11 protein-coding genes are annotated in these 16064 nt (G+C 64.5%); 7 read left to right on the top strand and 4 right to left on the bottom strand.

The window, feature by feature from the left end; all coding sequences use genetic code 11:
- The first annotated feature begins 85 nt into the window (after nt 1–85).
- From ACFMPD_RS05985 to ACFMPD_RS05975, 3 genes are read left to right on the top strand one after another with little or no spacing between them, the layout of a single operon-like run.
- The gene (locus ACFMPD_RS05985; RefSeq protein ID WP_380992832.1) at nt 86–1399 is read left to right on the top strand and encodes a sugar ABC transporter permease; all 1314 of its coding nucleotides are present in this window, start codon (nt 86–88) and stop codon (nt 1397–1399) included.
- Nucleotides 1399–2160 carry an ATP-binding cassette domain-containing protein gene (locus ACFMPD_RS05980; protein WP_380992830.1) on the top strand — a complete coding sequence of 254 codons (762 nt, stop codon included), beginning with the start codon at nt 1399–1401 and terminating at the stop codon, nt 2158–2160. Before ACFMPD_RS05985 ends, ACFMPD_RS05980 begins: the two co-directional genes overlap by 1 nt.
- A 6-nt stretch (nt 2161–2166) precedes the next feature.
- On the top strand, nt 2167–3135 hold the full coding sequence (locus ACFMPD_RS05975; protein ID WP_380992828.1) for a glucokinase: 969 nt from the start codon (nt 2167–2169) through the stop codon (nt 3133–3135).
- 20 nt (nt 3136–3155) lie between these two features.
- On the opposite strand, the gene ACFMPD_RS05970 is transcribed toward ACFMPD_RS05975, so the two are convergent.
- The 3 genes from ACFMPD_RS05970 to ACFMPD_RS05960 form a co-directional block, all read right to left on the bottom strand.
- Nucleotides 3156–8138 (bottom strand): translocation/assembly module TamB domain-containing protein, encoded by a 4983-nt coding sequence (locus ACFMPD_RS05970; protein ID WP_380992826.1) that lies wholly within the window; start codon nt 8136–8138, stop codon nt 3156–3158.
- A complete protein-coding gene (locus tag ACFMPD_RS05965) occupies nt 8135–9940 on the bottom strand; it encodes an autotransporter assembly complex protein TamA (protein ID WP_380992824.1) in 1806 nt (601 codons plus the stop codon). Before ACFMPD_RS05965 ends, ACFMPD_RS05970 begins: the two co-directional genes overlap by 4 nt.
- A gap of 217 nt (nt 9941–10157) precedes the next feature.
- Complete coding sequence (locus ACFMPD_RS05960) at nt 10158–11387, bottom strand: urate hydroxylase PuuD (RefSeq protein ID WP_380992822.1); 1230 nt, start codon at nt 11385–11387, stop codon at nt 10158–10160.
- A 95-nt stretch (nt 11388–11482) separates the two neighbouring features.
- Here ACFMPD_RS05960 and ACFMPD_RS05955 point away from each other — a divergent pair, with 95 nt between their 5' ends.
- Nucleotides 11483–12415, top strand: a complete 933-nt coding sequence (locus ACFMPD_RS05955) for a LysR family transcriptional regulator (protein WP_380992820.1) — start codon at nt 11483–11485, stop codon at nt 12413–12415.
- Here ACFMPD_RS05955 and uraH read toward each other — a convergent pair.
- Nucleotides 12400–12753: a hydroxyisourate hydrolase gene (gene uraH, locus ACFMPD_RS05950; RefSeq protein ID WP_380992818.1), complete on the bottom strand. Its 354-nt coding sequence runs from the start codon at nt 12751–12753 to the stop codon at nt 12400–12402. The genes ACFMPD_RS05955 and uraH overlap by 16 nt on opposite strands.
- 141 nt (nt 12754–12894) lie before the next feature.
- Here uraH and puuE point away from each other — a divergent pair, with 141 nt between their 5' ends.
- The 3 genes from puuE to ACFMPD_RS05935 all read left to right on the top strand — a co-directional run bounded on the left by puuE (nt 12895) and on the right by ACFMPD_RS05935 (nt 16025).
- Complete coding sequence (gene puuE / locus ACFMPD_RS05945; RefSeq protein WP_380992816.1) at nt 12895–14307, top strand: allantoinase PuuE; 1413 nt, start codon at nt 12895–12897, stop codon at nt 14305–14307.
- Complete coding sequence (locus ACFMPD_RS05940) at nt 14304–14798, top strand: ureidoglycolate lyase (protein ID WP_380992814.1); 495 nt, start codon at nt 14304–14306, stop codon at nt 14796–14798. The genes puuE and ACFMPD_RS05940 overlap by 4 nt, the downstream gene beginning before the upstream one ends.
- A 261-nt stretch (nt 14799–15059) precedes the next feature.
- Nucleotides 15060–16025 (top strand): BMP family protein, encoded by a 966-nt coding sequence (locus ACFMPD_RS05935; RefSeq protein WP_380992812.1) that lies wholly within the window; start codon nt 15060–15062, stop codon nt 16023–16025.
- The last annotated feature ends 39 nt before the right edge of the window (nt 16026–16064 follow it).

Genomic DNA, 16064 nt, shown 5'->3' with positions numbered 1-16064 from the left:
GGCACGTTCACCACTCACTGCGACACTGTTTCGCCCCGCCCGGATTGCCGGGCGGGGCGGGGCGCCCCAGGTGACAGGAAACCCGATGTCCCGATCCGATACGAAACCAGCCAGCGCCGAACCGCAACCGGCCTTGCCCCGCAGGAGCATTCTGCAGGCCCTGGACCTGGATCTCAGGCTGCTGGGCATGGTCGGAGCCTTTGTCGTGCTGTGTATCGCCTTTGACATGATGACCGGCGGACGGTTTCTGACCCCGCGCAATATTTTCAACCTGACGATTCAGACCGTGTCGGTGGCGATCATGGCCACGGGCATGGTGTTTGTCATCGTCACCCGAAATATCGATCTGAGCGTCGGCGCCCTGCTGGCGACCTGTTCCGCGGTCATGGCGATGACCCAGACCAGCGTTCTGCCAGACCTTTTGGGATTGGGTCTGGGCCATCCGCTGATACCCTGGATCAGCATTCTGGTCGGGCTGATCACCGGCGCCCTGATCGGCGCCTTTCACGGCTGGATGGTCGGGTATCTGGCGATTCCGGCCTTTATCGTCACCCTGGGCGGGCTGCTGGTCTGGCGCAATGTCGGCTGGTACCTGACCAGCGGCAAGACCATCGGCCCGCTGGATCAGACCTTTCAGAAATTTGGCGGCATCAATGGCACGCTGGGCGCCACCGCCAGCTGGATCGCCGGCGGTCTCGCGCTGGCGGGGGCGCTTTATGGCCTGTACGCGGCGCGGCGCAACAAGGTGAAACACGGTTTTGACGTAAAGCCGGTCTGGGCCGAGGCCGCGCTGGCGGCGATGATTGCCGCCGCGATTCTGGGATTCGTGGCCACCCTGAACGCCTATCAGGTGCCGACACGCCGGCTGGAGCGGTTGTTCCGGGAACAGGGGCAGGTGATGCCCGAGGGTTTTACCCAGTCCTATGGCATTCCTGTTTCGGTGCTGCTGCTGATCTTTATCGCCGTCGGCATGACGATATTGGCACGCCGCACTCGGTTCGGTCGCTATGTCTTTGCCACCGGTGGCAACCCGGACGCGGCCGAGCTGAGCGGTATCAACACGCGCTGGCTGACGGTCAAGGTCTTTGCGCTGATGGGACTGTTGTGCGCGATCTCGGCGGTGGTCGCCTCGGCGCGGCTGACCAACCATTCCAACGATATCGGCACGCTGGACGAATTGCGGGTGATCGCGGCGGCGGTGATCGGCGGCACGGCGCTGGCCGGCGGCGTGGGCACGATCCACGGCGCCATATTGGGGGCGCTGATCATGCAGTCGCTGCAATCGGGCATGGCGATGGTCGGGGTCGACGCGCCGCTGCAGAACATCGTTGTCGGCGCGGTGCTGGTTCTGGCCGTGCTGATCGACATCCTGTACCGCAAACGCACCGGAGACGCATGATGAATGACCAGCCCCCTCCTCTGGTGGATATGCGCGACATCTGCATCTCGTTTGGCGGGGTGCATGCGGTCGATCACGTCAGCGTCGATCTGCAGGCGGGCGAAGTCGTCGGTCTGCTGGGACATAACGGCGCCGGAAAATCGACGCTGATCAAGATTCTGTCCGGCGCCTACAAGGCGGATTCGGGCGAGATTTTCATCAACGGCACGCGCGCCACGATCAACAATCCCCGCGACGCGCGCCGCTACAAGATCGAGACCATCTATCAGACGCTGGCCCTGGCCGACAATCTGGACGCGGCCAGCAACCTGTTTCTGGGCCGCGAACTGGTGACGTCGCTGGGGCTGGTGGATGACGACGCCATGGAATCCGAGACCCGCAAGATCATGGCGCGGCTGAACCCGAATTTCCAGAAATTCAGCGAGCCGGTTTCGGCGCTGTCCGGTGGGCAGCGCCAGTCGGTCGCCATTGCCCGCGCGGTCTATTTCGATGCGCGCATCCTGATCATGGACGAACCCACCGCCGCGTTGGGGCCGCACGAAACCCAGATGGTGTCCGAGTTGATCGGCCAGCTTAAGGCCGACGGCATCGGCATCTTTCTGATCAGTCACGACATCCATGACGTGATGCAGTTGTGCGATCGCGCCAGCGTCATGAAGAACGGCAAGCTGGTCGGGACGGTCGATGTCGGCGATGTCACCGATGACGATCTGCTGGGCATGATCATCCTGGGCAAGCAGCCCGGCGCGGGCGCGGCCTGAACCGGGATGCGGTCGGGAACCGCCACCTGCTTTCTGGTCGCGGATGTCGGGGGCACAAATACCCGTGTCGCGCTGTCCGGACCGGATGGACGTCCGTTTCAGGTCGCGCGATTTCAGAATGACCGGTTCGCCGCGTTTCAGAATGTGCTGGCGCAGTACCAGCGGGACAATGCGGTGCCGGCCCTGAACGGCTGCTGTGTGGCCGTGGCCGGTCCGGTGACCTCGGGCCGCGCGCGGCTGACCAATCGCGACTGGGCGCTGGATGCGGCGCGGATTGCCGACCATCTGCCGCTGATTGCCGGTTCGCAGGTCAGTCTGATCAACGATTTGGCGGCGCTGGGGCATGCCCTGCCGGAACTGACCGGGACGCAGTTGCAACAGATCAAGCCAGCAGCGCCAGGGGGCGAAGTGAACGATCAGGCCCTTGTGGCGGGCCTGGGCACCGGATTCAACATCTGCCTGGTCAAGGGCGGTCGGCGAAACCCCGTGGTGATCGAGGCGGAACTGGGGCATGCCAGCCTGCCCGACAGCGTGGCGGCAGGTCTGCGCGCCGAGATCGGCGACGAGGCGGACACCTTCGATACCGTCGAGGCGCTGTTCTCGGGCAGCGGGCTGGCGCGGCTTTACTGGAACCTCTCGGGGGGCGAACAACGTTCGGGCGCTGGCATTCTGGCAGCCTATGGCTGTGCCGCCGAAGAGGCGGTCAACCGGTCTGTCGATCTGACGGCGCGGCTGTTGGGCAGTTTCACGCGGCAACTGGTGTTTCACTATCTGCCATTTGGCGGCATTCATTTCGCCGGCGGTGCGGCGCGGGGTATTCTGGGGTCGCCGGCGCGGGCGCTGTTCCTGCACAGCTTTGACGCGCCGGGACGATTTGCCGACCATGTCGGGCGCGTGCCGGTGCGGCTGGTTACCGACGATGCCGCAGCCCTGACCGGCGCGGCGCGCATTCTGGCCCGACAGACCGACGCCTGAGACGGCCCCGCTTGCGACGATCAGTAATCGCGTTCGAAAAACAGGCCGATGGCGGTGTCGCCGGTGCTGTCCACCGTACCTTTCAGGGTCAGGGTCTCGCTGACGTCCAGATTGAGGTTCAGTTCGGTATCGCCCAGCGTGTTGACCGATACGTCGGTATAGACCCCCTCGGCGATGTATTTGCCGGCCCCGACCTTGGCCTGGCCGCTGTCATCCGTGCCAATGTCCAGCGTGTCGACGCCCAACCCCTTGCGGGCCTTTTCCGTGGTGCCGCCGCCCGAGCCGCTGAGCTGCGCCAGCGAGGCCGCCATCTGCGCGATGCGCAGCGGTGAAACCTCGGAATACTGGTTGCCGAAAATCAGCATGGCCAGCGCCTCTTCGCTGGGCCGTTCCGGTTGCGAATAGACGGTGATCTTGGGCGTCGTCATCGGCCCGGCGATTTCCAGCGTCGCAACGCCGTCGCTGGTGTTCGTGGTGGCGGCGAATTCCATATAGGGTTCCAGGTTGCCCTGCAGCGAGACCAGCCCTTTGCTCAGGCTCAGGCGTCGGCCCAGAATATCCATGTTGCCGCGGATCAGGCCGATCTGTCCCGAGGGCGCGACCCGGGACGTCGAGCCGCGGATCAGGATGTTGCCGCCCAGTTCCGCCTGTAGTCCGCGGCCGCGCACGAATACCCGGTTTGCGGCGGAAATGCGGATGTCCAAGCCGATATCGGGTCCGTTTCCGCCCTTGTCCGTTTCCACCAGTTGGGCATGTTTGCGGGTGACAAAGACAGAGCCGGGCTCGCCGCGATGGGTGATCGTCGGGATCGGGGCCGCGCCCAGCGAACCGGACAGCGCGTTGATGTTGATTTCGGTTTCGCCGATAAGGATTTCGCCCTTGATCGTTGCGTTGCCCGTCAGCGGGCCGGCGATGTCCAGCCGTCCGTTGGCCGAAGAGGTAAAGACGACGTTGTCGGTCAGAACCAGCTGCTGCAATTCCGTCACCAGATTGGCATTGAACGGCGGTGACAACGCCACCGGTCCGGTGACGCGCACCCGTCCGCCGGCGCGCAGCCCGGCAGAGACATTGATCCGGGCCTGTCCGCCGGACAGGGTGATATCCGTATCCAGATCGTCGATGGTCTGCCTTACGGCCGGCACCGCAACGGTGCTGTTGGCGGTGCGGATCGTGCCGCTCAGCGAGGCGAGTTCGGGCGGACCCCGAAAGGTCAAGTCGAATTCCCCGGTGCCGCGCACCGAATTCGGGGTGATAAAACGATTGGCCAGGGCCAGCTGCAGGCGCCCCTTTGCGGTCAGATCCGAGATCATGCTGGCCTGATCGACGCTGCCCGCGATATCCGCCGCGAATCCGCCCGGGCCTTCGGATCTTCCGGTGATCTGCCAGGTATTGTTCTGGCGCTGCAGCTCGCCGCGCGCGGTGATGGCGCCCGGAAATTCCGGCACGAACCGTTCAAGTCGGGCCAGCATCGCGTCAAAATCCAGATCGATCGCGCCGTCGGGGGCCAGCGTGCCATGCAGATCGGCAAAGGATTCGTGCGGCCCGTCGACCCGCAGGCTGCCGGCGATGTCGGCCTCTTGCTGCGCCACGCGTCCGGTGACGGTCAGCGGGCCTTTGGCCTCGGGCACCAGCCGGGCCAGTTCGTCCAGATTGGCGTCGAATTTCAGATCGGCACCGCCGCGGCGCAGGCTGCCGGCGGCCTGGGCCGTCAGCGCCTGACCATTCAGGCGGAAATCGCGGACATCCAGACCGGATGCGTCGCGCGCACCGGACAGTTTCAGCGTTGTGCGACCGGGAAAGACCGCGTCGACCGGCTGAATTCCGCTGTGCAGATCGTCCACACGAGCGGCCAGATCAATGTCAAAGATGCCGCCGGTCGGGTCGGCGCTGCCGGAAAGATCGACCTCCAGGGCGCCGCGCACAGGGCGGCCGGCCAGTCCGGACAGGCGCGACAGGTCGCGGGCCTGGGCCTGGGCGCGGCCGGACAACTGCAGGTCGCCGCCCAGCCCGGCGATCTCGGCCTGCAGTTCAGCGGCGAAATCGGCACCGGTCAGCGCCGTGCGGGCCAGTTTCAGCGTCGTCCGTTCGATCAGCTCAAACTCGCTGCGCAGGTCCAACCGCTCGCCCACGGCCATGGCCAGTGCCGGGTCGGACGGGGTCAGCCCGTCCAGCGCGGCCCGCAGCCGTCCCGTCAAATGCATGTCATCGGTCTGATCCAGCGTGCCATCGGCCGCAAGCTCGGCCCTGGCCAGCGAGAGTTCGGGGTGGCTGAGGCCGTTCACCGTCAGCCCCAGATCCCAGGCCTGGGCGGACCTTGTGCCCAGTTCGGCGTCAAATCGCGCCGCGGCTACCGTGGTGGGGGCGCCGGGCAGGGGCAACAGCACCGGGCCCGAGCCCGTTTGTGCGATCCGGCCAGTCATCTTTACGCGGTCGATCAGCCCGGTGCCCGCCATGTCCAGCGCGCCGGTCAGGGTCAGCGACTGTGCCGTCACGTCCAGACGTTCGACCGTCAACCGGCCCTGAGGGCCGGATCGGCCAGCCAGCGCCAGCCGCAGATCGGGGCCGAAAAACTCGCGATGAGCCGGGTTCAGCAATGGGCGGATATCGCCGCCCAGATCGGCGAGGAACGCGATGGCGCCGGCGGTGTTCGCCACTGCAGCTTCGCTCAGCTGGACCGTTCCTCGCAGCCTGTCGCCGCCGTCCGAGGTCAGCCGGATATCAGCGTCAAAATCGCTGGCCGGTCCCTGTCCCTGCGCCGTCAACTGCAGGGCTGGACGATCGGGAATGTTCAAAAGCGTCGAAACCGGACCGTTGCGCGGCTCGGACAGTTTCACGTCCAGAATGATGTCCGCGCCAGGCTGCACCGCCCCGTTCACCTTGGCAACAAAGCCCGCCGGCCCCTCGGCGCTGGTGTCGATCCGCCAGCCACCGCCGTTGCGCATGGCCGTGCCCTTGGCGGTCAGCGCCCCGGGCAGTTGCGGCAGAAACCGTTCGATGCGGGTCAGCGCAGCCGCATAGGTCAGGTCGACGTCACCGTCGCTGTCCAGCCGCCCGTTGAGATCGGCAAAGCTGTCATCCGGGCCGTCCAGACGCAGAGTGCCGGTCAGCCGGTCCTCGGTCTGAACCACTGCGCCCTTTGCGCTCAGCGGTCCCGGCATCTGCGCCACCACGCGGGCCAGATCGTCCAGCTGGGCGTCAAATTCGATATTGGTGCTGCCGCTGCGCGCAGTGCCGGTGGCCTGGACGGCCAGCGCCGGTCCTCGCACGTGCAGGGTCCGCAGGGTCAGGCCGGTTTCGCCACGTGCCGCCTGCAGAGTCAGCTGGGTGCGCCCGGGCAGCACCGCGTCCAGCTGCGGCGCACCGGTGATCAGGTCTTGCGCCGCTGCGCCAAGGTCAAAGTCGAACGTGCCGTTCAGCGGTGCACCGGTGCCGGTGACATCGGCAGTGACCGCGCCGCCCAGATCGCGCCCGGCCAGGCCGGAAAAGCGCGACAGGTCCTCGGCCTTGACTGCGGCCTGTCCTTCGATGCGAAAGCCGCTGGTCAGGCCGTCGATTTCCCCGTCGATGGTCGCCGCATAGTCCTGACCTGCGATGCGAAAACCGTCCAGCTGGAACGCGGTTTCATCGACCGCCAGAAAATCGCCGGTGACGGTCACCTGGCTGCCCACCGCCCGGTTCAGCGCCGAGTCGGCAAAGCCCAGACCCGCAAGCGTCAGCGCAAGTTTGCCGTTCAGCCGGGTGGTGTTCTGCTGGTCCAGCGTGCCGTCGGCGTTGATCTCGAACCGCTGCAGCGTCATGTCGGGACGCGCCAGACCGTCCACGCCCAGCCGGACCTCCCAGGTGTCGTCGGTTTCAGCCTGCAATCGGGCCGAAATCACCGCCGCCTGCAGTTCGGTGCGCGGCCCGGGCAGCGGCAGGACCACGGCTGCCCCATCCGGCGGCGCGATGCGTCCCTGCACCAGCAGGGTTTCGATCTGACCAGACCCGGCAATATCCAGCGCCGCGTTCAAGGTCAGGGCGTTGGACAGCACGTCCAGCGTCTCGACCGCCAGCCGACCGTCAGAGCCAGAGAACCCCTGCAGTTCCAGCCGCAGATCGTCGCCAAAGAACGACCGATAGTCCTGGGCCAGCAACGGCGTGAGATCGCCCGCCAGATCGACTTGGAAACCGATGCCGCCCGGCGCGTCGTCGCGACCATCCTCGGGGCCGATCTCGCGCAGGCGCACCTGGCCGCCCAAACGCTGGATGCCGCTTGAGGACAGCGTCAGATCCGCGGTGAAATCGGTCACCGGCCCCTGGCCCTGGGCGGTCAGCAGGATCGGCGGGCGGTCGGGCACGTCCAGCGCCTGTGTCAGCAGCCCGCCCGCGGCCTCGGACAGCTGCAGATCCACGGTGATTTGGCTGGTTGCGTTCTGGAACCCGGCCGTCAAATCCAGTTTGTCGGTAGCCCGGTCCAGCCGTAACACCGCCAGTGTCGTGTCCAGATTGCCGTCTGCAAGGGACAAAGCGCCGGTCATTTCCAGTTCGGCGCCACCGGCGATCAGCCCGTCGCCCAGACGCAAAGCCGCGACCTTAAGCGCGCCGATTTCGACCGCCACCGGCAGTTCCGGCACCTGAAACGGGGTCGCTTCGGGGGGGGGCAGATCGGCGGGGGCCTCAATCGGCTTGGGCTGTCGCAAAACCTCGATCGTGCCGGCGCTCAGGGTATTGACGGAAAACCGCCCGGTCACCAGCGCCAGCCGGTTCCAGTCCAGAACGGCATCGGACACGGTCAGCCAGACGCCGTCATCGTCGGATACGGTCAGTTGCCTGATGGTCGCCCGGCTGCTGAACGCGCCTTCAAGGCCGGTCACCTTGATATAGCGGTTGTCGCCGGACAGGTTGTCCTGCAGCAGATCGACCAGAAAACCGCCGGACTCGGCGTCCTCTTCGGCGTCCTGCGCGGGCAGGGGTGCGGCCAGGCAGGCCGCGCCGATCAATGCATATGTCAGAAATCGTTTCAAAACGCCTGTCCGATCCCGAGATAGAATTGCAATCCATCACCTGTCGTACCCTCGACAGGCAGGGCCAGGTCCAGCCGCAGCGGTCCCAGTGCGCCCAGATCATAGCGCACCCCCAGTCCGGCCCCGGAATGATAGCTTGAACTGCCGTCGATCCACTGGTTGCTGTCCACCGCGGCAATGTCAAAGAAGCCGACCAGCGAGATCTTGTTGGTCACGCGCCCCCGCACTTCGGTCGCCAGCCCCAGGAACGAACGGCCGCCAGCGATGCCGCTGCCGACCGGGATGCCTAGGGATTCATAGGGCTGTCCCCGCACAGTGCCGGCACCACCCGAGAAATACAGGAATTCGGGCGATATGTCGGGCAGGCTGGGACCCAGCACGCTGCCCATCTGCAATCGGCCCGCCAGCACGATCGACGACGAGGCGGTCAGGCTGAGATATCCGCGCAGATCGCCATAGGCCGAGAGCCCGGATTTCGTTCCCGAAACACCGACGATCGGCGTCAGAATCGTATCCGCAAAATATCCTCGCGTGGCATTCACCCGGTCGTCGCGCAGGTCCAGCTGGATGCGCAGCGGCAGGGTCAGCATGCGAAAATCGCGGTTTGATCCGAACGCGTCATCGGCCCGGTTCAGCCCGCCCCCCAGGGTCAGCTCGGCGAACAGATCGTCGGAATAGACACGACGTACACCGACCCCGGCATAGACGCGCGACAGGCTGTAATGCGGCTTGTTCTGGCGCTCCAGCAGGGCGACGTAGAACAGGTTGTCATCCCCGCCCAGCTTTGCCGGCTGGTCCAGTCGCGCCGACAACAGACCGTCGACATCTTCGGTGCCGCCCAGATTGCGGATGCGGCCCTCGATCTGGAACCGTTCGGCGGCGCCGAACAGGTTGCGGTGTGTCCACTTGGCAGACAGGTCCAGACCGCTGCGCGATGAGATCTCGGCCCCGAACGAGATTCGCCGGGGCGCCTGGTCGATGACCACGGCGTTGAAATCCAGGGTGCCGTCCGGATTGGGGGTGTCGGCCTCTTCCAGGGTGACCGAAGAGAATGCGCCGGTGCGGCGCAGCCGGGTGCCGACCTTCCGTACCGTCGCCGGGGAAAAGGTCTCGCCGCTGGGAAAGGCGGCGATCTTGGCCATCGCCTCGGGGCGCACCGCGGAATCCTGCGGCACGGTCAGTCGGCCGAATTTCAGTTTCGGTCCGGGCAAAAGCGTGATGTCGGCATCCAGCACCGCCTGCCGGTGGTTGGCGACGATGCGCTGATCGCCGACACCGGCCTTGGCGTGACCGACATCCAGCCAGGCGCTGACACCGGCGGCGGCGGCGTCGCGCAGGATACCGGTATTGGCCGGCGCGCCGGTGCGGAATTCTTCGGGCAGCTCGGTTGCCGGGGCCAGCGGTGCGACGCGGGCCCGGCCAAAGCGAAAGGCCCGGCCGGTCTGAACCGAGATGGCGATGCTCTTGACGCTGCGGGGCGGCTCGAGCGCCGGTATCTCGGCCGCTTCGCGCCCGTTGACGCGGATATTAACCACCGGGCTGAAATAGCCCTCGTCATAGAGGATCTGGACCAGCGTGCGATAGTCCGACAGGGCCGCGGCCAGCAATTCCTGGGCGGTGTTCAGGCCGTTGGTTTCGGCGGCCATGACCGCCGAGGCCGCGGTCAGGCGATCCTGCAGATCATCGTCGGCACCGGCGGCGGTCAGGGTCGTGTCCAATGCCTGCGTCAGGCTGGGAGCCAACGCAAAAGCAAGCACCAGCAGGCCACGGCGCAGGGACGGGAACCGTCGGGGGTCAAACATGGTACGGTTCAATCATGGCAAGGCTCCAGAATGCCTTTGTCACGACTGCGGGCCGGACGGCGCGGCCCACAATGTCACGATTAACGAAATGTTCATGATTACCTATCACGTCCGGACGGATAGAAAACATGAAATCACACACGCCGGGCGAGCGTGTGCGATGGGGGGCGATTTTCTGCCCCCGCTGCCTGCCGTGGCGACCCGCGGTGAGGCCGTGTCACATCCGGGTGGCCTTGAACCAGCGTACGATGGCGGCACGATCCTCGGGCTCCATATAGGTGACGTTCGCCGGCGGCATCGCGTGGCTGATCCCGGCCTGCAGATAGATCGCCTGCGCGTTGCGCGCCACATCCGCCTCGGTTTCCAGCAGGACCCCCTTGGGCGCATGGGAAATACCCTCCCAGCCGGGTTCCCTTGCATGACACATCGAGCAGCGGCCCAGCACCACGTCATGCGCGTCCTCGAACCCTTCGGCCGCCGCCATCCGGGTTTCATAGGGGGTCATCGGCAGCGCCTCGGCGGTTTCGACGTCGTCATGCATCTTGGCGGTGGACAGAAAGATGATGGCCAGAAACAGCAATGCGGTGACCAGCCAGGTCCAGGTCGGGTTGCCGGCGCGGGCATGGGTGGTGTTGAAATAGTGCCGGATCGTGACCCCCATCAGAAAGACCAGCGATGCGATCAGCCAGTTCCATTCGGTGGCAAAGGCCAGCGGATAGTGGTTGGACAGCATCAGAAAGATCACCGGCAGCGTCAGATAGTTGTTGTGGGTGCTGCGCAGCTTGGCGATCTTGCCGTATTTCGGATCGGGCGTGCGCCCGGCCTGCAGATCGGCCACCACGACGCGCTGGTTCGGCATGATGACAAAGAATACGTTGGCGGTCATGATCGTGGCGGTAAAGGCACCCAGATGCAGCATCATGGCCCGTCCGGTGAAGATCTGGTTATAGCCCCAGCCCATCGCCACCAGCATCATGAACAACAGCACCATCAGCAGGGTCGGCTGCTCGGCCAGCTTGGATTTGCACAGGAAATCATAGATGATCCAGCCGATGGTCAGCGAGGCCGCCGAGATCAGAATGCCCTGCCAGACCGCCAGATCGGCCTTGTTGGCGTCGATCAGATACAGCTCGGCCCCGGCCCAGTAGACCAGCATCAACAGGGCTGCGCCGCTCAGCCAGGTCGTGTAGCTTTCCCATTTGAACCAGATCAGGTGATCGGGCATTTCCGCCGGGGCGACCAGGTATTTGCGGATGTGATAGAACCCGCCGCCATGCACCTGCCATTCCTCGCCATGCGCGCCCGCCGGCAGATCCGGCGCCTTGCGCAGCCCCAGATCCAACGCGATGAAATAAAAGGACGAACCGATCCAGGCCATTGCCGTGATCACGTGCAGCCAGCGCACGGCAAAGGCGATCCAGTCCCAGAATATGGCAAAATCATACATCGTGGCTCTCCTGTTGTGCTGCCGACAGACTAGGCAAGACGGCGGTTTTTCGGTATTCCGATATAGTACCAAGCTGTATCAAAAATTCTGGAACAATGTCCTATTTCGACAACATCAGAACCTTTGTGCGGGTCTATGAACTGGGCAGCATGTCGGCGGCGGGCCGGGATCTGCGGATTTCCCCGGCGGTGACCTCGGCACGGATATCCCAGCTCGAAGAATATCTGAACGTGCGCCTGTTCCAGCGCACCACGCGCAATCTGACGCCGACCGAGCAGGGCCAGGCATTTTATGGCGGGGCCTGCGCGGTTCTGGATGCGGTGGAAGAGGCCGAGGCGCAGGTGGTCAATCTGACCGAAAATCCGCGCGGATCGCTGTATGTGGCGGCGCCGCTGGGGGTTGGGCGGCGTCTGGTGGCGCCGCATGTGCCGGCGTTTCTGACCGAATATCCGCAGATCGACATGCGCCTGCGGCTGACCGACCGGTCCGTGGATCTGACCACCGAGGGGCTGGATCTGGCTTTTTTCCTGGGCCGGCCCGCCGACAGCAACCTGCGCATCCGCAAGATCGCCGAGTGCCAGCGGGTGCTGGTTGCCGCCCCGTCCTATGTCGCGGCGCATGGCTGCCCGCAATCGGGCAAGGAACTGGTGAACGGCGCGCATGACTGCCTGAACCTGCGCTTTCCCGGCGCAACCGAGTTCCAGTGGCTGCTGGACACTCCCGACGGGCCGCAGAAATTCGCCGTGTCGGGGCGCTATGAATGCGATGATGGCGACGTGCTGACCGACTGGGCCCTGTCCGGGCAGGGGATCGCGATGAAACCGGTTTTCGAAGTGGCCGACCATATCCTGTCGGGCGATCTGGTGCCGGTGGCGCGACAGACGCCCCCGGTGCCGGTGCAGATGGCCTGTCTCTATACCCATCGGCGGCACCAGGACCCCAAGACCCGGCTGTTCATGGAGTTTACCGCCGACCGCATGGGGGCGGCGGTGCGCACCGCCGAAGCCTCGGTTCAGCTGCCGCGATAGGTGGCATAGCCAAAGGGCGACAGCAGCAGGGGCACATGGTAATGCGCCGCTTCGGACATGCCAAAGCGCAGCGGGATGACATCCAGAAAACGCGGCTGTTCGGGCGGTGTGCCAATGGCATCCAGATAGGCACCGGCGTGAAACACCAGTTCATACTCGCCGGTGGCGAATTCCGCGGCCGGCAGGATCTGTTCATCGGTCCGCCCGTCATCATTGGTGATCAGGCTGCGGATCAGGTGCCGTTCAGCGCCGTCGATGCGGAACAGTTCGATCCTAAGCCCCTCGGCGGGGCAGCCCCGGGCCGTATCCAGAACATGGGTTGTCAGATATCCGGTCATCGTCGATCCTCCTGTCGCTGAATTGGTGTGCCGCAGTCCGGCACCCGTTGCAAACCCTGCTTTGCCGATAGTGTTTTCTGCATTTTTTGAAAACATCGCGCATTGTTCTGATTTACAAGGGGCGGAAACCGGAGGGCAGAGATGACTCGATATCCACGCGACATGATCGGGTACGGCGCGACCCCGCCTGACGCCAAATGGCCGGGCGGTGCAAAGATCGCCGTGCAGATCGTTCTGAACTATGAAGAGGGCGGCGAAAACTGCGTGCTGCATGGCGACGCCGCATCCGAAGCCTTTTTGTCCGAGATCGTCGGCGCCTCGCAATGGCCGGGCCAGCGGCACTGGAACATGGAATCGATCTATGAATACGGCGCCCGGGCCGGGTTCTGGCGGCTGCACCGTTTGCTGAGCGATCTGCCGGTCACCGTCTATGGTGTGGCCTCGGCGCTGGCGCGTTCGCCGGATCAGGTCGCGGCGATGAAGTCCGCTGGCTGGGAGATCGCCAGCCACGGGTTGAAATGGGTCGAATACAAGGATGCCGACCCCGAGGCCGAACGCGCCGACATGGCCGAGGCGATCCGCCTGCATACCGAGGTCGTCGGAGAGCGCCCGCGCGGCTGGTATACCGGGCGCTGCTCGGACAACACCGTGCGGCTGGCTGCCGAAGAAGGCGGGTTCGACTATGTCGCCGATACCTATGCCGACGATCTGCCCTATTGGCAGCGGTTCGGGGATCGCGATCAGTTGCTGGTGCCCTATACGCTGGACTGCAACGACATGCGGTTCGCCACGCCGCAGGGGTTCAATTCGGGCGATCAGTTCTTTGCCTATCTCAGGGACAGTTTCGACGCGCTCTATGCCGAAGGCGCGGCCGGTGCGCCCAAGATGCTGTCGATCGGCCTGCATTGCCGCCTGATCGGCCGACCCGGACGAGTGATGGCGCTGCGGCGGTTCCTGGATCATGTGCGCGCGCATGCGGATGTCTGGTTCGCGACCCGGTTGGACATCGCCCGGCACTGGGCGCAGACCCATCCGCCGGTGGACCGCCCGCGCCCCTCGCAGATGGATCGGGCCGCTTTTGTGGCCGCTTATGGTGGGGTGTTTGAACATTCCGCCTGGATCGCCGAGCGAGCCTTTGACCTGGAGCTGGGGCCGGCGCATGACACGGCCGGCGGGTTGCACAATGCTTTGGCGCGCATGTTCCGCTCGGCCAGTGAGGCTGAACGCCTGAGCGTGCTGACCGCGCACCCGGATCTGGCGGGCAAGCTGGCGGCGGCGGGACAACTGACCGCCGAAAGCACGTCCGAACAGGCCGGGGCCGGGCTGGACATGCTGACGGACGACGAACGCCAGACCTTTACCCGGCTGAATACCGAATACGTGGCAAAGCAGGGGTTTCCTTTCATCATCGCGGTGCGCGACAACACCAAGGCGTCGATCCGCTCGGCGTTTGAACGCCGCATCGGCAATGACCGCGAAACCGAGTTCGACGAAGCCTGCCGTCAGGTCGAGCGCATCGCCGAACTGCGTCTGCGCGACCTGCTGCCGTCATGAGCCGCGACATCGTTATCCAGCCGATTTCGGCACAGGGTTTCGCGCCGTTCGGCGATCTGATCGATTGCGCCGGGGCGCCCGACAAGATCATCAATCAGGGCCAGTGCGGACGTTATCACGACCGCGCCCGGCTAGATTTTTCCGATGGCCGCGCCGGGCTCAGCCTGTTTGACGCCAATCCCCGCGCGCTGCCCCTGAGGCTGGACATGGTCGAACGCCACCCCCAGGGCAGCCAGGCCTTTGTGCCCATGAGCCACCAGCCGTTTCTGGTGGTGGTCGCGCCGGATGACGGCGGCATGCCGGGAGAGCCGCTGGCCTTTCGCACCGAACCGGGGCAGGCGGTGAACTATCATCGGGGCATTTGGCACGGCGTGTTGACCCCGTTGCACGCGCCCGGCTTGTTCGCCGTGCTGGATCGTATCGGCGCAGGCGACAACCTGCAGGAACACTGGTTCGCGCAACCCTACAGGATCCTCGGACCCTCAAACTGAGCGCTGTACCGTCGGAATTTTCGACAGTCTTTCCAAGCCCGCTGTTCCATCCGGAGGCGGGTTGGATTTGGCTGCAAGATGATATTAAAACCTAATTAATACAATGGGTTGTATTTCACTTTGAACGGGTGCTTCTGATTTTTTTGAAGGTCCTTCGCCGGAAATCTCGCTAGGCTGAGCGGCCAAACTGGATAGGCTTGCGCCCATCACAACATGGGAGAACATGTGATGACGCGAAGGACAAAACGGCAAGTCTTGGGAATGGCCCTTTCGATTGCGGTTCTGCCGCTAACCGCTTTCGCGGACACCGAACAGTTTTCGGTGTCGATGTTGCTGGCCGGCCAGATCGACGACAAGGGTTTCATGCAAGCCGGGTATAACGGTCTGGTCGCCATCGGCGACGAGTTGGGCGCAAAGACCAGCTATATCGACGGCGTCGCCCCCGAGCCCGAATTGCTGGCCGAGGCTCTGCGCACATTGGCGGCCGAAAACCCCGATCTGGTGATTGCGCATGGTGGTCAGAACAACAAGGCCGCCGAGATCGTCGCCGCCGAGTTTCCGGACGTCAAGTTTGTCGTGGTCCAGGGAGCGGTGACCGGGCCAAACCTGTCCAGCTATGAAGTGCTGCAGGAGGAAAGCGCCTGGCTGGCCGGCGCAATGAGCGGGTTGATGACACAGACTGGCGTGGTCGGACATATTTCCGGTATCCGGGTCAAGCCGGGTCTGAAAGGGCGCGGCGGGTTCTACAACGGGCTGATGCACACCAACCCCGACGCCAAGTTCCTGACAATCTTTGCGGGCAACCAGGATGACAACGCCTTGTCCTATCGTGTGGCCAAACAGCAAATCGACGAAAAAGCCGACATCGTGTTCACCATGCTGAACGCCGGGCGCAGCGGCGCCATCGACGCGATGCGCGAACATGGCGTCAAGCAGATCGGTAACGTACGAGACTGGTATCCGGATCATCCGGACGTGTTTGTGGCGTCGGCAATTGCCAATGTCAGCATCCCGGGCCTGCAGGCTGCGCGCGATGTGAAGAACGGCACCTGGCAGCCGGGCACGATCGTGCGGATCGGCCTGGACAACCCCGATGCCGTATCACTGGCACTGGCGCCCGATGTTCCAGACGATGTGCGCGCGAAACTGGATGAACTGCGCCAGCAGATCATAGACGGTACAATCGAAGTCTCCGTGGACTATGACGGTCCGGAACTAAAGCCGTAGATCGCCGCCGACCTCGCGCGGGTTTTCGACCAGACCCGA

This window comes from Sedimentitalea sediminis (assembly GCF_042687825.1).
In the GTDB taxonomy this organism is placed as follows: Bacteria; Pseudomonadota; Alphaproteobacteria; order Rhodobacterales; family Rhodobacteraceae; genus Sedimentitalea.
Note: the sequence above shows the minus strand (reverse complement) of the source record. Positions and strands in the feature narration are given on the sequence as shown.